This window comes from Streptomyces sp. NPDC043726, from assembly GCF_056436565.1.
On sequence record NZ_JBWKCI010000005.1, the window covers coordinates 38881 to 56545 of the forward strand.

The window sequence follows — 17665 nt, forward strand, 5'->3', positions numbered from 1 at the left end:
GCTCGGGCGGCCGGCGAGGCGGCCTACTGGCGGCTGACCGTCCGGGTCACGCCGGCCAGGATCGTCGTGGCCAGGATCCAGCCCGCCAGCACCAGCACGTACGCCAGCCACTGCGCCCATCCCTCCGGCGCGTAGGCCGCCTCCTGGCCGAAGGAGATCACCGGGACCAGCAGGTCCAGGGTGAAGAACACCGGGTTGAAGTCCGGTGCCTCGGCCGGTTTCAGCGCGGCCGGCCGGTCGAGCGCGTAGGCGACCGACCCGACGGCGAGCAGGGACAGCAGCCAGGCGAAGGCACGCAGCGGACGGAAGCCGTAGCCGACGGCGGCGTCCTGGACATGGCCCCACAGACGGCCGTACCAGGAGAGGGTCGAGCGGTGGCGGCGCTGCTTGGCGAGCTGCACCAGCCGGGCGGCCTGGTCGTCGCCGCTGCGGCGGTAGGCGGCGGTCAGCTGCTCGTACCCGTGCGGGTCGAAGGCGTCGCCGTCGCGCTCCAGCATGGGCAGGCGCCGTTCGACCGGCTCGTGCGGGGTGAGGAAGGTGTACGTGAGGTCCAGCACCCGCACCTCGTCCGGCAGCATCTCCGGTTCCAGGTCGAGCTGTTCGAGCTGGGAGCGGCGCAGATTGATCCGGCCCACGACCGGCGGGCCGAGGCGCAGCCAGATCTCGGCGATCACGGAGCTGCTCGCCCGCAGGGCCGTGCCGCCCGGGTTGGACAGGGTGGCACGCAGCAAATCCAGCCGCCCGGGTATGCGGGCGCCGCGCAGATCGATCCGGCCCTCGGCGCGCAGCCGCCGCCCGAGCAGGTTGGCGCCGACGTCCAGCGACTCGGCGTCGAGGACGGTACCGCCGGGGTGGCTCAGCACGGCGTCCTCCAGATTGATCGTGCCCGCCACCCGGGCGCCGTTGAGCTGGATCTCGCCCTCGGCGCGCAGTCCCGGCGCGCACAGGTCGTCCTCGACGGCGACCTGGTTGAGCCGCAGGGCGGGCCGCCCGGAGTCCCCGGCGGTCAGTTCCGCGCGCTCCAGGAACAGTGCCCCGGAGATCTGGGCGCCGCCGAGATGGACCGGACCGCTGAACCGGCAGTCGGACAGCCGCAGGCTGCCGTCCACCCGGGTACGCGCCGCCGACAGACCCGGCAGCACGGAGCCGCTGAGGTTGAGGTAGCCCAACTGGGCGCCGGAGACGTCGGGGACGGCGTCGAAGTGGCAGTCGCTCAGGCGTACGACGCTGTCGACGGCCGCGTACTTCAGGTTCAGCACGCCGGTGATCCGGGCGCCGGAGACCTTCACCGCGGCGATCTCCCCCGGTTCGTGCGGCCCGTTCAGCAACAGCGCCCGCAACACCCGCGCGCGCACCGCCGGTTCGGGGCTCTCCCCGCGGAAGTCCACCGCCGTACCCGTGGCGAAGGCCCGCCAGACTCGCTGCTCGGCCGGTGTCAGATCGTCGATCTCCATCAGCCGCGACTCTGGCGGGCCTCCAGTGCCCTGTCAAACTCCTAGGCGCGGACGTTCCATTCGGCGACGACCGGCCGCTCGTGCTCCGTCGACAACCGGCTCACCGTTCCGGTCGCCAGCTGGAACAGCCGTCCCTCGGCGGGCGAGAGGCCCAGCCGCCGGGCCGTGAGGACGCGCAGGAAGTGGGCGTGGGCGACGAGGACCACGTCCCCGTCCGGCAGCGCCTCGGCGACACGGGCCAGCACACGGTCGGCGCGCTCACCGACCTGGGCCGGTGACTCGCCGGGGTGGCCCTCCGGTCCCGGCGGCACGCCGTCGGTCCACAGGTACCAGTCGGGGCGGGTGCGGTGTATCTCGCGGGTGGTGACGCCCTCGTAGCCGCCGTAGTCCCACTCGCGGAGGTCGTCCCAGGGCAACGCCCCGGTGACACCCGCGAGTTCGGCGGTGCGGCGCGCCCGGCCCAGGGGGCTGGTCAGCGCCAGGGAGAAGGTCCGGGACGAAAGGAGTGGAGCGAGCGACTTGGCCTGTTCCTCGCCGTGCTCGGTGAGGGGCAGGTCGGTCCAGCTGGTGTGCTGTCCCGACACGCTCCACTCCGTCTCGCCGTGGCGGACCAGCAGGAGATCCCCCACGGCCGGACCTACTTCGCCGACTCGACGGCGTGGCCGCCGAACTGGTTGCGCAGCGCCGCGATCATCTTCATCTGCGGGGAGTCGTCCTGGCGGGAGGCGAACCGCGCGAACAGCGACGCGGTGATCGCCGGGAGCGGCACCGCGTTGTCGATGGCGGCCTCCACGGTCCAGCGGCCCTCGCCGGAGTCCTCCGCGTAGCCGCGCAGCTTCTCCAGGTGCTCGTCCTCGTCGAGGGCGTTGACCGCCAGGTCCAGCAGCCAGGAACGGATGACCGTGCCCTCCTGCCAGGAGCGGAAGACCTCGCGCACGTCCGTGACGGAGTCGACCTTCTCCAGCAGCTCCCAGCCCTCGGCGTAGGCCTGCATCATGGCGTACTCGATGCCGTTGTGGACCATCTTCGCGAAGTGCCCCGCGCCGACCTTGCCCGCGTGGACATAGCCGTACGGCCCGTCCGGCTTGAGGGCGTCGAAGAACGGCTGGACCTTCGCCACGTGCTCGGCGTCGCCGCCGACCATCAGGGCGTAGCCGTTCTCCAGGCCCCACACGCCGCCGGAGACACCGGCGTCGACGAAGCCGATGCCCTTCTCGCCCAGCTCCCGGGCGTGCTTCTCGTCGTCGGTCCAGCGGGAGTTGCCGCCGTCGACCACGATGTCACCGGGGGAGAGGAGCTCCTTCAGTTCGTCCACGACGGACTGGGTGGCGGCGCCGGCCGGGACCATCACCCAGACCACGCGCGGGCCTTCGAGCCGGGAGACCAGTTCGCCGAGGCTTGTCACGTCGGCGAGGTCCGGGTTGCGGTCGTAGCCGATGACGGTGTGGCCCGCGCGGCGGATCCGCTCGCGCATGTTGCCGCCCATCTTGCCGAGGCCGATGAGTCCGAGCTGCATGATCAGTTCACTTCCTGAGTTCACGGTAGGCGGCCACGAGGGCAGCGGTGGAGGCGTCGAGGCCGGGGACCTCGGCACCTTCGGTGAGAGCGGGCTCGACGCGCTTGGCGAGGACCTTGCCGAGTTCCACGCCCCACTGGTCGAAGGAGTCGATGTTCCAGACGGCGCCCTGGACGAACACCTTGTGCTCGTAGAGGGCGATGAGCTGGCCGAGCACCGACGGGGTCAGCTCGCGGGCGAGGATCGTGGTCGTCGGGTGGTTGCCGCGGAAGGTGCGGTGCGGCACCTGCTCCTCGGCCACGCCCTCCGCGCGGACCTCCTCGGCGGTCTTGCCGAAGGCCAGCGCCTGCCCCTGGGCGAACAGGTTGGCCATCAGCAGGTCGTGCTGGGCCTTGAGTTCGTCGCTCAGCTCGTCGACCGGGCGGGCGAAGCCGATGAGGTCGGCCGGGATCAGCTTGGTGCCCTGGTGGATCAACTGGTAGTAGGCGTGCTGCCCGTTGGTGCCGGGCGTGCCCCACACCACGGGACCGGTCTGCCAGTCCACGGGGTGTCCGTCGCGGTCCACCGACTTGCCGTTGGACTCCATGTCGAGCTGCTGGAGGTAGGCGGTGAACTTCGACAGGTAGTGGCTGTACGGCAGGACCGCGTGCGACTGGGCGTCGAAGAAGTTGCCGTACCAGATGCCCAGCAGGCCCAGGATCAGCGGGGCGTTGGCCTCGGCGGGGGCGCTCCTGAAGTGCTCGTCGACGACCCGGAAGCCGTCCAGCAGCTCCCGGAAGCGGTCCGGGCCGATGGCGATCATCAGGGACAGGCCGATCGCGGAGTCGAACGAGTAGCGTCCGCCGACCCAGTCCCAGAACTCGAACATGTTGTCCGGGTCGATGCCGAACCCGGTGACCTTCTCCGCGTTCGTCGACAGCGCCACGAAGTGCCGGGCGACCGCCTTCTCCTCGCCGTCGAGCCCGGCCAGCAGCCAGGAGCGCGCCGAGGTGGCGTTGGTGATCGTCTCGATCGTGGTGAAGGTCTTCGACGCGACGATGAACAGGGTCTCCGCCGGGTCCAGGTCGCGGACCGCCTCGTGCAGGTCGGCGCCGTCGACGTTGGAGACGAAGCGGACCGTCAGATCGCGGTCGGTGTACGGCCGCAGCACCTCGTACGCCATCGCGGGGCCGAGGTCGGAGCCGCCGATGCCGATGTTGACGACGTTCCTGATCCGCTTGCCGGTGTGGCCGGTCCAGGCGCCGGAGCGGACGCGCTCGGCGAAGTCGCCCATCCGGTCGAGGACGGCGTGCACGTCCGGCACCACGTTCTCGCCGTCGACCTCGACGACCGCCTCGCGCGGGGCGCGCAGCGCGGTGTGCAGCACCGCCCGGTCCTCGGTGAGGTTGATCCGCTCGCCGCGGAACATCGCGTCGCGCAACCCGAACACGTCGGTGGCGGCGGCCAGTTCCTGGAGCAGGGCGAGCGTCTCGTCGTTGACGAGGTGCTTGGAGTAGTCGATCCGCAGATCGCCGACGCGCACGACGTACCGCTCGGCGCGCTCGGGGTCCGCGGCGAACAGGTCCCGCAGATGGGCCTGCCACTCGGCGCGGTGGTCCTCCAGGGCGGTCCACTGGGGCCGCCGGGTGAGCCTCGGGGAATCAGACATGAGAGGGGGTCTCCTCGCCCGCCTCGCCCCGCAGGGCGACGGCGTACATCTCGTCCGCGTCGAGGCGCCTGAGCTCCTCGGCGATGAGTTCGGAGGTGGTGCGGACCTTCAGCGCCAGGGTGCGCGAGGGCTGGCCCGGCAGGGTCAGCGTGGCCAGCGGGCCCTCGGGGCGGTCGATGACGATCTCGCCGCGCGCGGTGCCGAGCCGTACGGCGGTCACCACGGGCCCCGCGCTGACGACCCGGTCGATCTTCACCTTCAGCCGCGCCTCCAGCCAGCGCGCGAGCAGTTCGGCGGCGGGGTTGTCGGCCTCGGCCTCCACGGCGCCGGAGGTGATCTGCGCCTTGGCCTGGTCCAGGGCCGCGGCCAGCATCGAGCGCCACGGGGTGAGCCGGGTCCAGGCGAGGTCGGTGTCGCCGGGCGCGTAGGAGCGGACCCGGGCCTGAAGGACCTCGAAGGCGTTCTCCACCGCGTACAGATCGGTGATCCGGCGCTGGGCCAGCGCGCCCAGCGGGTCCTTGGCGGGGTTCGCGGGCGCCTCCACCGGCCACCACACGACCACGGGGGCGTCCGGCAGCAGCAGCGGAAGGACGACCGAGTCGGCGTGGTCCGAGACCTCGCCGTAGGTCCGCAGGATCACCGTCTCGCCGGTGCCCGCGTCGGCGCCCACCCGGACCTCGGCGTCCAGCCGGGAGGCCTGGCGGTCGCGCGGGGTGCGGGCGTGCCGCTTGATGACGACCAGGGTGCGCGAGGGGTGCTCGTGCGAGGCCTCCTCGGCCGCCTTGATCGCGTCGTAGGCGTTCTCCTCGTCCGTGACGATGACCATCGTCAGGACCATGCCCACGGCGGGAGTGCCGATGGCGCGGCGGCCCTGCACAAGGGCCTTGTTGATCTTGCTTGCCGTGGTGTCGGTCAGGTCGATCTTCATGGCCTGCGCCAGCTCCGTCCGTCTCGTGCGAGCATCTCGTCGGCTTCCTCGGGTCCCCAGCTGCCCGAGGCGTACTGCGCCGGCTTGCCGTGCCCCGCCCAGTACTCCTCGATGGGGTCGAGGATCTTCCAGGACTCTTCCACTTCCTGGTGACGGGGGAACAAATTGGCGTCGCCGAGCAGGACGTCCAGGATGAGCCGCTCGTACGCCTCGGGGCTGGACTCCGTGAACGACTCGCCGTAGGCGAAGTCCATTGTCACGTCCCGGATCTCCATGGAGGTGCCGGGCACCTTGGAGCCGAAGCGGACGGTGACGCCCTCGTCGGGCTGGACACGGATGACGATCGCGTTCTTGCCCAGCTCCTCCGTGGCCGTGCGGTCGAAGGGGGAGTGCGGCGCCTGCTGGAAGACCACCGCGATCTCGGTGACCCGGCGGCCGAGGCGCTTGCCGGTGCGCAGGTAGAAGGGGACGCCCGCCCAGCGGCGGTTGTCGACCTCCAGCTTGATCGCGGCGTAGGTGTCGGTGGTCGAGGCCGGGTCGATGCCGTCCTCCTGGAGGTAGCCGCGCACCTTCTCGCCGCCCTGCCAGCCCTGCGCGTACTGCCCGCGCACGGTGTGCCGGCCCAGGTCCGCGGGGAGCTTCACGGCCTTGAGGACCTTCAGCTTCTCCATCAGCAGCGCACCTGCGTCGAAGGCGGCCGGCTCCTCCATCGCGGTGAGCGCCATCAGCTGGAGCAGGTGGTTCTGGATGACGTCACGGGCCGAGCCGATGCCGTCGTAGTAGCCCGCCCGGCCGCCGATGCCGATGTCCTCGGCCATGGTGATCTGGATGTGGTCGACGTACGACCGGTTCCAGATCGGTTCGAACATCTGGTTGGCGAAGCGCAGCGCCAGGATGTTCTGGACGGTCTCCTTGCCCAGGTAGTGGTCGATCCGGAAGACCTGCTCCGGGTCGAACACGTCGTGCACGATCGCGTTCAGCTCCCGCGCGCTGCCCAGGTCGTGGCCGAAGGGCTTCTCGATCACCGCGCGCCGCCAGGAGCCCTCGGGCGCGTTCGCGAGGCCGTGCTTCTTCAGCTGCTGGACGACCTTCGGGAAGAACTTCGGCGGCACGGAGAGATAGAAGGCGTAGTTGCCGCTGGTGCCCCGGGAGGCGTCCAACTCCTCGACCGCGGAGCGCAGTTGCTTGAACGCCTGGTCGTCGTCGAAGTCACCCGGGATGAAGCGCATGCCCTCGGCGAGCTGCTGCCAGACCTCCTCGCGGAAGGGCGTGCGGGCGTGTTCCTTGACCGCGTCGTGCACGACCTGCGCGAAGTCCTGGTCCTCCCAGTCCCGGCGGGCGAACCCGACGAGGGAGAAGCCCGGCGGCAGCAGACCGCGGTTGGCGAGGTCGTAGACGGCCGGCATCAGCTTCTTGCGGGACAGGTCGCCGGTGACGCCGAAGATGACGAGCCCGGAGGGCCCGGCGATCCTCGGCAGCCGCCGGTCGCGCGCGTCGCGCAGCGGGTTGGTCCATTCGGTGCTCATCAGACCCCCTTGGAGTCGAGCGACTTGGCGACCGCGTCCAGCAGTTCCTGCCAGGCGGCCTCGAACTTGGCGACGCCCTCGTCCTCCAGCCGGGTGACGACCTCGTCGTAGGAGATGCCGAGGCGCTCCACGGCCGCGAGATCGGCGCGGGCCTGTGCGTAGCCGCCGGTGACGGTGTCGCCGGTGATCACGCCGTGGTCGGCGGTGGCGTCGAGGGTGCCCTCCGGCATGGTGTTGACCGTGCCGGGCGCGACCAGCTCGTCGACGTACAGGGTGTCCTTGTACGCCGGGTCCTTCACGCCGGTGGAGGCCCACAGCGGGCGCTGCTTGTGGGCGCCGGCGGAGAGGAGCTTCAGCCACCGGTCGGACGCGAAGACCTCCTCGTACGCCTCGTAGGCGAGGCGGGCGTTGGCGAGGGCCGCCCTGCCCTTCAGGGCCAGCGCCTCCTCGGTGCCGAGGACGGTGAGCCGCTTGTCGATCTCGCTGTCCACGCGGGAGACGAAGAAGGACGCCACGGAGTGGATCGCCGACAGGTCGTGGCCCCGCTCGGCGGCCTGCTCCAGGCCCAGCAGGTAGGCGTCCATGACCTCGCGGTAGCGCTCGAGGGAGAAGATCAGCGTGACGTTGACGCTGATGCCCTCGGCGAGGACGGCGGTGATGGCGGGCAGGCCCGCCGTGGTCGCCGGGATCTTGATCATGACGCCTGGCCGGTCGACCAGCCAGGCCAGCTGCTTGGCCTCGGCGATCGTCGCCTCGGTGTCGTGGGCCAGCCGCGGGTCGACCTCGATGGAGACCCGGCCGTCCCGGCCGCCGGTCGCGTCGTACACCGGACGCAGGACGTCGGCGGCGGCGCGCACATCGGCCGTCGTCATCATCCGTACGGCCTCGTCGACCGTGACCCGGCGCACGGCGAGGTCGGCGAGCTGCTCCTCGTAGCCGTCGCCCGCGCCGATGGCGGCCTGGAAGATGGACGGGTTGGTGGTCACGCCCACCACGTGCTTGCCGGCGACGAGTTCGGCGAGGTTGCCGGAGGCGATCCGCTTACGGGACAGGTCGTCCAGCCAGATGGAGACGCCCTCGTCGGAGAGGCGCCGGAGTGCTGCGGTCACTGTGATCATCTTCTTTCTGGCGGTCGGATCAACCACGCGCGGCGGCGAGGGATTCCCGCGCCGCGGCGGCGACGTTCTCGGCGGTGAAGCCGTACTCGGCGAACAGGGTTGCGGCGTCGGCGGAGGCGCCGAAGTGTTCGAGGGAGACAATGCGTCCTGCGTCACCAACGAACCGGTACCACGTCAGACCGATCCCGGCTTCGACGGCGACGCGGGCTCGCACGGACGGCGGAACGACGGCGTCCCGGTACTCGCGCGGCTGCTGCTCGAACCACTCCACGGACGGCATCGACACCACCCGGGTGCCGACCCCCTCGGCCTCGAGCAGCTCGCGCGCGGCGACGGCGAGCCGCACCTCGGAGCCGGTGGCGATGAGCAGCACCTCGGGGGTCTCGGTGGAGGAGTCGCGCAGGACGTAACCGCCCCTGGCCGCGTCCTCGTTGCGCTCGTACGTCGGTACGCCCTGGCGGGTGAGCGCGAGGCCGTGCGGGGCCGGGTCGGTGGCGTGCCGGCGCAGGATCTCCGCCCAGGCGACGGCGGTCTCGTTGGCGTCGGCCGGCCGTACGACGTTCAGGCCCGGGATGGCGCGCAGCGAGGCGAGGTGCTCGACCGGCTGGTGGGTGGGGCCGTCCTCGCCGAGGCCGATGGAGTCGTGCGTCCACACATAGGTGACGGGGAGCTGCATCAGCGCGGACATCCGGACGGCGTTGCGCATGTAGTCGGAGAAGACCAGGAAGGTGCCGCCGTAGACGCGCGTGTTGCCGTGCAGGGCGATGCCGTTCATCTCCGCGGCCATGGAGAACTCGCGGATGCCGAAGTGGACGGTACGGCCGTAGGGGTCGGCCTCCGGCAGCGGGTTGCCCTTCGGCAGGAAGGAGCTGGTCTTGTCGATGGTGGTGTTGTTGGAGCCGGCCAGGTCGGCCGAGCCGCCCCACAGCTCGGGCAGGACCGCGCCGAGCGCCTGGAGCACCTTGCCGGAGGCGGCGCGGGTGGCGACGGACTTGCCGGGCTCGAACACCGGGAGCGAGGACTCCCAGCCCTCGGGGAGCTGGCCGGCGAGGACGCGGTCGAACAGCTTGGCGCGCTCGGGGTCGGCGCCCCGCCACTTGTCGAGCCGCTTGTCCCAGGCGGCGTGCGCCTCGGCGCCCCGGTCGAGGGCGCGGCGGCTGTGCGCCAGCACCTCGTCGGCGACCTCGAAGGTGCGCTCGGGGTCGAAGCCCAGCAGCCGCTTGGTGGCGGCGATCTCGGCCTTGCCGAGCGCAGAGCCGTGGGAGGCCTCGGTGTCGCGCGCGTTCGGGGCGGGCCAGGCGATGATCGTGCGCATCGCGATGATCGAGGGGCGCCCGGTTTCGTCCTGGGCGGCCCGGAGCGCCGCGTACAGGGCATGGACGTCGACGTCGCCGTCCTCGGTGGGCTCGATGCGCTGGGTGTGCCAGCCGTAGGCCTCGTAGCGCTTCAGGACGTCCTCGGAGAACGCGGTCGCGGTGTCGCCCTCGATGGAGATGTGGTTGTCGTCGTAGACGAGGACGAGGTTGCCGAGCCTCTGGTGGCCCGCCAGCGAGGAGGCCTCGGCGGAGACGCCCTCCTCCAGGTCGCCGTCGGAGACGATCGCCCAGATCGTGTGGTCGAAGGGGGACTCGCCCTCGGGGGCCTCGGGGTCGAACAGTCCGCGCTCGTAGCGGGCGGCCATCGCCATGCCGACGGCGTTGGCGACGCCCTGTCCGAGCGGCCCGGTGGTGGTCTCGACGCCCGCGGTGTGGCCGTACTCGGGGTGGCCGGGCGTCTTCGAGCCCTGCGTGCGGAACGCCTTGAGGTCGTCCAGCTCCAGCTCGTAACCGGCGAGGAAGAGCTGGGTGTAGAGGGTCAGCGAGGTGTGGCCGGGGGAGAGAACGAAACGGTCCCGTCCGGTCCACTCGGGATCGGCGGGATCGTGGCGCATCACCTTCTGAAAGATCGTGTACGCGGCGGGCGCGAGGCTCATCGCGGTGCCCGGGTGACCGTTGCCGACCTTCTGCACGGCATCCGCGGCCAGCAGGCGCGCGGTGTCGACGGCACGCTGGTCGAGTTCGGTCCAGTCGAGGCGGTCCGGTGTCTGCGTGCTCATCTGTGCCCTGTCCTCTTCAAGAGTTCATCGAATATTGCATCGTTCCTGGTGAGACGCGTTCGACTTTAAAAGTCAGACTTTTTCGAGGGAAGGTCAGGGTGTGTCAGCCTGTGGTGAAAGTGGGACACCGGACGGCAGGCTGAGGCGGTACAAGAAGGACATGGCAGGCAGAGCGGCACAAGGCGCCGGTGGCGGCGAGGACGGCATCAGGACTTTCCCCTTCCCGGTGGATCTGAGCGTGCTCGGCGTCGGCATGCAGGTCGGTCCGATGGGCCCCGGCCGCACCTGGCGCGCCGAGGCGCCGCTGGACCGGGTCCACCGCATCGACTTCCACGTCGTGATGCTGTTCGACGAGGGGCCGGTCCGGCACATGATCGACTTCACGGAGTACGAGGCGGGCGCCGGCGACCTGCTGTGGATCCGCCCCGGGCAGATCCACCGCTTCTCGCCCACCAGTGAGTACCGGGGAACCGTCCTGACCATGCAGCCCGGTTTCCTGCCCCGGGCGACGGTCGGGGCGACCGGCCTCTACCGCTACGACCTGCCGCCCCTGCTCCACCCCGACGGACCCCACCTCACCGCGCTGCGCACCTCGCTGGCCCAGCTCCGCCGCGAGTACGAGGACGCGACCACGCTTCCCCTGAGCCTGCACACGGCGGTCCTGCGCCACTCCCTGTCGGCGTTCCTGCTCCGCCTCGCGCACCTGGCGGCAAGCTCCCAGGAGGCCGCCCGCCGCGACGCCGGTTCGACCTTCACCCTCTTCCGGGACGCGGTGGAACGCGGCTTCGCCACCAACCACAGCGTCAGCGCGTACGCCGACCAGCTCGGGTACTCACGGCGCACCCTCGTCCGGGCGGTCCGCGCGGCGACGGGCGAGACGCCGAAAGGCTTCATCGACAAGCGCGTCATCCTGGAGGCCAAGCGCCTGCTGGCCCACACGGACCTGCCGATCGGCCGCGTGGGCGTGGCGGTGGGCTTCCCGGACGCGGCCAACTTCAGCAAGTTCTTCCACCAGCACACGGAGGTGACTCCGGCGGGCTTCCGGTCGGAGGTGCGCAGGGCGTAGGAGAGACCGCGGCTCCCGACCCGACGTCTCACGTGCCTGTGACCGCCTCCTGTCCCTCCACTCCCATCCGGCGCACTCCCCGCGGCGACAGGGTCATCGGGCCGATCCAGCCCCGGTGGACCAGGGCGATCTGGGCGGGCAGGGGGGTCACCGGATCGACGTCCCTGCCGTGGGACCAGTTCTGGAAGAGGCCCTCGGTGGTCTCGACGGCGGACACCACCAGGGTCACCCGCTGATCGTCGTCGCCCCAGGTGTGCCACAACGCCCAGCCCTCGGCCCGGGGTTCCACACCGAGCCGCGCGCAGCCCTTCTCGTACTCCTCCGTGATCCCGGGCCGCAGGACCGCGGCGGCGATCAGCCGGACGAAGGGCCGGTCCTCCTCCAGGCAGCCGTCGCCGTCGAAGTGGTAGTGGTGCACCGCCCTGGCCAGGGCGTTCACCCGGCGCTGGAGCGGGGTGGCGGGCTCAGGGTCTTCGGGCAGCGAGTACCAGTCCTCCTCGGCCGCCGCGAGGCAGACCTGATGCGCGAGGCGCTCGATCTCGCGCAAATACTCCAGTTCGGTGGGCATGGCGCGCAGTCTCGCACCGGAAGAGACGCCGGCGGTCCGAATTTCCGTGCGGGCGTCGGACCGCCGACGGCTCACCGCTCGAGTCAGCGGCCGAAGTTGAACCAGTTGACGTTCACGAAGTCGGACGGCTGCCCGCTGGTGAAGGTCAGGTACACATCGTGCGTGCCGGTCACCGAGCTGATGTTGGCCGGGACGGTCCGCCAGCTCTGCCAGCCCCCGGTGCTGCCCACCGCGAAGCTGCCGATGGGGGCATTGCTACGGCTGTCCAGGCGCACCTCGACCAGTCCGCTCACCCCGGAACCCGCGCCGCTCGCGACCCGGGCGACGAACTGAGTGGCCGCCGTGGAACCGAAGTTGACGCCCCGGAACAGAGCCCAGTCGCCGTTGGCGATCGCGCCGATGTTCTGGCCGCCGCCCGTGTCGGAGGTGGCCTCGGTGATCGTGCCGGACTGGCTGTCACGGGACTCGGCCTGGATGGCGCTGTAGGCGTCGCGGTTGCCGGTCGGCGGCGGCGTGGTACCGCTCCCACTGCTCAGCACCTGGACGTAGTCGACGACCATCGAGTGACCGGGGACGGTCGCCCCGTCCGGGCCGCCGCCGAACGCGTCCACGAAACCGCCGCCCATCGCCACGTTCAGGATGATGAAGTAGCCATGGTTGGTGGCGTTGTTCCACGTCGTCGCGTCCACCTGGTCGGCGCGCACGGTGTGGTAGTTGATGTCGTCGACGTAGAAGCGGATCTGCTCCGGGCTCGTCGAGCGGTCCCACTCCAGCGCGTAGGTGTGGAAGCCGGCCTGGCAGGTGGCGCCGGGACAGGCACGGGAACCGCCGATGCCCGTCGTCTCGTTGCACGGCCCCCCGGGGCTCGTACCGCAGTGCATCGTCGACCACACGGTGTTGAGGCCCTGGACGTTCTCCATGATGTCCAGCTCGCCGACGCCCGGCCAGTTCCAGTAGTTGCCGCGGTAGGGCGTGCCCAGCATCCAGAAGGCCGGCCAGTAGCCGCGGGCGGCGGCGCCGGTGACGTTCGGCATCTGGATCCGGGACTGCACGCGCAGCTTGCCGCCCGCCGGTGGCTGGAAGTCGCCGCGGTTGGTCTCGATCCGGCCGGACGTCCAGTTGCCGGACGCGTCGCGGCGCGGGGTGATCCGGAGGTTGCCGTTGCCGTCCAGGGCCACGTTGTTGGTGCTGGACGTCATGTTCTCGATCTCGCCGGTGCCCCAGTTGGCGGGGCCGCCGGGGTAGCCGTGGCCGGTCGCGTACTGCCAGTTGGCGGTGTTGACGCCGGTGCCGGCCGCGCCGTTGAAGTCGTCCACGAAGACCTGGGTCCAGCCGGTCGGGGGCGGCGGAGCGGCCGCGTCCGCGGACGCCACGGCGGCCGCCGCGAGGCCCATGGCGCTGAGGACGGCGACGAGGACCCGCCGCAGCGGGCGCCGTCGTCTGTGGGGAGTGCCGGAGGTTTCACTCATGGGAGGTGCTGCCTCTCGGGTACGGGGTGTGGGGTGCGGGAGCGCCCTCGAGCGTTTCTGAGAGCGCTCTCAAAGTGCCGCCAATGTGCTCCCCGGCACTCCGGTCGTCAAGAGGTGAAGCAGATAAATCCCGTTCACCGCGCCGGAGTTCACCCCGTGAACGCACAGCTACAGCGCGCTGCCCGCCTTCCAGTCCGCCCAGGACAGGTTCCATCCGTTGAGCCCGTTCGCCGGATCGACCGTCTCCTCGCCGGAGTTGGTCACCACCACGACGTCGCCGAGCATCGAGCTGTCGTAGAACCGGTAGCCGTCCACGGACTTGTCCGCCGCGCCCTTGGCGTCGTGCAGTCCGACGCAGCCGTGGGTGGTGTTCTCGCTGCCGAACACCGAGGCGGAGGCCCAGTAGTTGCCGTGGATGAAGGTGCCCGAGGTGGTCAGCCGCTGGGCGTGCGGCACGTCGGCGATGTCGTACTCGTCGCCGAGCCCGACCGTGGAGGACTCCATCCGGGTCTCCTTGAACCGCTCGCTGATCACCATGATCCCGGACCAGGTGGTGTGCTCGGCGTCGCCGCCGCTGACCGGGTACGTGGCGATCGTCCGCCCGTCCCGGACGACCGTCATCCGCTTGCTCTCCAGATCGACCGTGCTGATCTGCTCGCGGCCGATGTGGAAGGTGACGTCCTTGGACTGCACGCCGTAGACGCCGTCCGCGCCCTCGACGTCCTTCAGCCGCAAGGCGAGCGTGACCGTGGTCCCGGCCGCCCAGTACGACTCGGGCCGGAAGTCGAGCCGGGTGTCGCTGAACCAGTGCCCGACCACCTCCACGGCCGGCTCCGCGGTCACCGTGATCGCCCGTTCCACGGCCGCGCGGTCCGTCACGGCGTGCGTGAAGTCGATCGACACCGGCATGCCCACGCCCGAGGTCGAGCCCGCCTCGGGGGTGAACCGGCCGACGAAGGTCTCACCGGGGGAGGTGGTGGTGAAGGACGTGGTCGTCGCCGCCGCGCCGCCCTCCGCCTCGGCGGTCACGGTGTACGTCGTCCCCGAGGACGGGTTCCGCTGCGAGGTCCACTTCGTCCGCGCGTCGTCGTAGGACCCGGCCAGCGTGGCCCCGTCGGCATCGGTGACCTGCACGGACGCGAGGGTGCCGTCGGTCACGGCGACCTCGACGGGACGCGTGAACGAGGCCTTCTTCGCGCCGTCCGCCGGGGTCACCGTGATCGTCGGCCGGAGCGTCGAGGCGGTCGCGGTCACGGACGCCCCGGCCTCCGAGGCGTCCGCCGAGCCGCTGCACCCGGTCAGCAGGGCGGCGGGGACCCCGCCGAGGACGGCGAGGACCCCGCGCCGCGACCACCCGCGCGACTGCTGCTCGGACCGGTTCGATATGTGCGAGACGCCCACGGCAGGCCTTCCTGGTATATCCACGTTTTCGCCCGCATAGTGCGCCTCGTACCTGGGACGGTCCTGTGAATCGCCGCTCCGGTTCCTGAGATTCCGGTGAGTCTCAGACCTTGGTCAGCACCGGCGGCTCCGGTGCCTCGGTGAGCCCGAACCGGTCGTGGGCCCGGCGCAGCGGGCGCGGCGCCCACCAGGCGCGTCGGCCGAGCAGGGCCATCGTCGCCGGGACCAGCAGCATCCGGACGACGGTGGCGTCGATCAGCACCGCCAGGGTGAGCCCGAGCCCGATCTGTAGGATCGGTGAGAAGCCACCGGTCATGAAGGCGCCGAACACGATCGCGAGCAGCAGCGCGGCACAGGTGACCACGCGTCCGGAGCGGCGCAGCCCGGTCACCACGGCCTCCTGGTCGTCCTCGCCGCGCATCCGGGCCTCCCGCATCCGGGCCAGGATGAACAGCTCGTAGTCCATGGCGAGCCCGAAGGCGATGGCGATGATCAGCGGCGGCGCGGTCAGACTCAGCGCGCCCAGTCCCTCGGCGCCCAGCAGCCCGGCCAGATGACCGTCCTGGAACACCCACACCACCGCACCGAGCGCGGCGCCCAGGCTGAGCAGCGTCGTCGCGATGGTGCGCAGCGGGATCAGCACCGAGCCGGTGAAGGCGAACAGCAGCGCGAAGATCCCGACGAGCACGGTCACGGCGGCCCAGGGCGCCCGTTCGGCGAGCATCTCCCGGAAGTCCACCAGCCGGGCCGCCACCCCGGTCACCTCGACCGGCTCGTCGCCGCGCAGGTCGCGGATCCGCTCGACCAGATCGGTCGCCGCCCTGCCGTCGACGCTGCCGGGCGGCCGGATCTCCACGACCGTCGTGCCGCCGGGCAGCTCCCGGGACTGGGCCCCGGCCAGCGCGCTGATCCGCTCGGCGGTCGCCGGATCGGTACCGGGCCTGACGACCACGGTGATCGGCGAGACCCCGGTGCCGGGCGGGAAGTGCGCGTCGACGGTGTCGTACAACTGCCGTGCCTCGGTGCTCGCCGGGAGCTGCTTGGCGTCACCGAGGTTGATCGTCATCCCGGCGACGGGCAGCGCCATGACCAGCAGGACCGGTACGACGACGGCGACCACGGCGATACGGCGGCGGGCCGCGAAGCGGGCCAGGCGGGCGAACACGCGGCCCTCCTCGCGGTCCGGGCGCACCCGCGCCGGCGGGATCTTCCCGCCGAACTTCGTCAGCAGGGCGGGCAGCAGGGTCACCGCGGCCAGCATGTCGATGACCACCACCGCGGCCACGGCCAGGCCCATGCTGCGCAGGAACACGCTCGGGAAGACCAGCAGCCCGGTCAGGCTGACGGCGACCGTGAGCCCGGAGAACAGCACGGTCCGGCCGGCCGCCGCGACCGTGCGGTGCACGGCCGCCACGACGTCCTCGGTGTGCCGGCGCTCCTCACGGAAGCGGACCAGCATCAACAGGGCGTAGTCCACGGCGAGTCCGAGGCCCAGCATCGTGGTGACCTGGATCGCGTACACCGAGATGTCGGTGACCTCGCTGAACGCGAACAGGGCGAGGAAGGCGCCCGCGACACCGCTGACCGCGATCACGAGCGGCAGGGCGGCGGCGCGCAGTCCGCCGAACACGACCAGCAGCAGGGCGAGTACGACGGGCAGGGAGATCAACTCGGCGTTCTTGACGTCCTCCTGGGCCCGTTCGCCGAGCTGGCGGCCGAGCAGTTCGCCGCCGCTGACATGGACGTCGGGCGCCTCGATCCGCCGGATGCGCTCGGCGGCCGCGTCGGTCGCGTCGGCCTCGGCGTCCTCGTCCAGGCCGCCCTCGAAGGTGACCGGGATGATCAGGGCCTGTCCGTCCCGGGCGGTGAGCCCCGGCGTGGTGTACGGATCGGGTACGTCGGCGACTCCGGCGATCTCGCGGACCTCGGCGACGGCCCGTTCGACCTCGGCGCGCAGGGCCGCGTCGGAGACCGGCTCGCCCGCGACGACGGCGGTGACCGTCTCGCCGGTCGGGTCCAGGCGGGAGACGTACTGGTCGGCCCGCTCCGACTCGGTGCCGGGCACGTCCGGCACGTCGTCGGAGAGCCGCCCGAAGACGCCGGTGCCGAGCCCGAAGCCGAGCAGCAGGAAGAGCAGCCAGAGCAGGATGACGGTGAGCGGGCGGCGGGTGGCGGCCCGGGCGAGCGTGGAGAGCACGTTGGCCTCCGGCGATTGGACGGGTGGGCAGGTGCTCTCAGCCTCGTCCCGGTCCGGGGGGCACCGGATCGCCGGTGGGAGCGGTTTGCCGGGCTCGGTCGTACGGGGGAGGGGCGGGGCGGACTCACTCGTACGAGGGAGGGCGCGGCGGGAATCATCCGGGCCGGGCCGGGAGTTGTCCGGTCAGGAGCGGGAGTTGTCCGGTCCGGAGCCGCTGATCACGAAGGAGTGCCGATGTCCGAGGAGCCGGGGGTCCGTGAGCTGCGGCTGGTGGTCACCGCGGAGGACTACGACGCCGCGCTGCACTTCTACCGGGATGTCCTCGGCCTGCCCGAGCGGGCCGCGTTCTCCTCGCCGGGCGGGCGGGTGAGCATCCTGGAGGCCGGGCGGGCGACGCTGGAGCTGACGGACCCGAACCACGCGGAGTTCATCGACGACGTGGAGGTCGGGCGGCGGGTCGCGGGGCACATACGGGTGGCGTTCCAGGTGGACGACTCCACGGCGGTGACGCACGCGCTGGCTCAGGCGGGGGCGGAGGTGGTCGCCGAGCCGACCCGCACGCCCTGGAACTCGCTGAACTCCCGGCTGGAGGCGCCGGGGGCGCTGCAGCTGACGCTGTTCACCGAGCTGGAGGAGTAGAACGGTCGGAGTGCGGCCCGGTAGGGGCTGGTCGCGCGGT

The 17665-nt window shown here is 71.3% G+C and carries 14 protein-coding genes; 2 read left to right on the top strand and 12 right to left on the bottom strand.

Annotation, left to right across the window (positions count from 1 at the left end; all coding sequences use genetic code 11):
- Positions 1–23: 23 nt before the first annotated feature.
- From AC068Z_RS15785 to tkt, 8 genes are read right to left on the bottom strand one after another with little or no spacing between them, the layout of a single operon-like run.
- On the bottom strand, positions 24–1454 hold the full coding sequence (locus AC068Z_RS15785) for a membrane-associated oxidoreductase (protein WP_478555451.1): 1431 nt from the start codon (positions 1452–1454) through the stop codon (positions 24–26).
- A 41-nt stretch (positions 1455–1495) separates the two neighbouring features.
- The gene (locus AC068Z_RS15790) at positions 1496–2083 is read right to left on the bottom strand and encodes a histidine phosphatase family protein (RefSeq protein ID WP_478555453.1); all 588 of its coding nucleotides are present in this window, start codon (positions 2081–2083) and stop codon (positions 1496–1498) included.
- An 8-nt stretch (positions 2084–2091) separates the two neighbouring features.
- Entirely contained in the window at positions 2092–2970 is an 879-nt protein-coding gene (gnd, locus tag AC068Z_RS15795; RefSeq protein ID WP_478555455.1) for a phosphogluconate dehydrogenase (NAD(+)-dependent, decarboxylating), read from the bottom strand.
- Positions 2971–2977: 7 nt separating this feature from the next.
- The gene (gene pgi, locus AC068Z_RS15800) at positions 2978–4618 is read right to left on the bottom strand and encodes a glucose-6-phosphate isomerase (RefSeq protein ID WP_478555457.1); all 1641 of its coding nucleotides are present in this window, start codon (positions 4616–4618) and stop codon (positions 2978–2980) included.
- A complete protein-coding gene (gene opcA / locus AC068Z_RS15805; RefSeq protein ID WP_478555459.1) occupies positions 4611–5546 on the bottom strand; it encodes a glucose-6-phosphate dehydrogenase assembly protein OpcA in 936 nt (311 codons plus the stop codon). Before opcA ends, pgi begins: the two co-directional genes overlap by 8 nt.
- The gene (gene zwf / locus AC068Z_RS15810; RefSeq protein WP_478555460.1) at positions 5543–7072 is read right to left on the bottom strand and encodes a glucose-6-phosphate dehydrogenase; all 1530 of its coding nucleotides are present in this window, start codon (positions 7070–7072) and stop codon (positions 5543–5545) included. Before zwf ends, opcA begins: the two co-directional genes overlap by 4 nt.
- Entirely contained in the window at positions 7072–8190 is a 1119-nt protein-coding gene (tal, locus tag AC068Z_RS15815; protein WP_478555462.1) for a transaldolase, read from the bottom strand. Before tal ends, zwf begins: the two co-directional genes overlap by 1 nt.
- 19 nt (positions 8191–8209) lie before the next feature.
- A complete protein-coding gene (tkt, locus tag AC068Z_RS15820; RefSeq protein WP_478555464.1) occupies positions 8210–10285 on the bottom strand; it encodes a transketolase in 2076 nt (691 codons plus the stop codon).
- Between the two features lie 160 nt (positions 10286–10445).
- Here tkt and AC068Z_RS15825 point away from each other — a divergent pair, with 160 nt between their 5' ends.
- Positions 10446–11351 (top strand): helix-turn-helix domain-containing protein, encoded by a 906-nt coding sequence (locus tag AC068Z_RS15825; protein ID WP_478555466.1) that lies wholly within the window; start codon positions 10446–10448, stop codon positions 11349–11351.
- A gap of 28 nt (positions 11352–11379) precedes the next feature.
- Here the strand turns inward: AC068Z_RS15825 and AC068Z_RS15830 are convergent, their stop codons facing one another.
- The 4 genes from AC068Z_RS15830 to AC068Z_RS15845 form a co-directional block, all read right to left on the bottom strand.
- Positions 11380–11919: a hypothetical protein gene (locus AC068Z_RS15830; RefSeq protein ID WP_478555468.1), complete on the bottom strand. Its 540-nt coding sequence runs from the start codon at positions 11917–11919 to the stop codon at positions 11380–11382.
- Between the two features lie 83 nt (positions 11920–12002).
- Complete coding sequence (locus AC068Z_RS15835) at positions 12003–13388, bottom strand: glycoside hydrolase family 16 protein (protein ID WP_478555470.1); 1386 nt, start codon at positions 13386–13388, stop codon at positions 12003–12005.
- Positions 13389–13556: 168 nt separating this feature from the next.
- Entirely contained in the window at positions 13557–14789 is a 1233-nt protein-coding gene (locus AC068Z_RS15840) for a L,D-transpeptidase (protein WP_478555472.1), read from the bottom strand.
- Between the two features lie 103 nt (positions 14790–14892).
- On the bottom strand, positions 14893–16986 hold the full coding sequence (locus tag AC068Z_RS15845) for an MMPL family transporter (protein ID WP_478555474.1): 2094 nt from the start codon (positions 16984–16986) through the stop codon (positions 14893–14895).
- 234 nt (positions 16987–17220) lie between these two features.
- On the opposite strand from AC068Z_RS15845, the gene AC068Z_RS15850 reads away from it, so the two are divergent.
- Positions 17221–17625 (top strand): VOC family protein, encoded by a 405-nt coding sequence (locus AC068Z_RS15850; RefSeq protein WP_478555476.1) that lies wholly within the window; start codon positions 17221–17223, stop codon positions 17623–17625.
- Positions 17626–17665 lie beyond the last annotated feature (40 nt).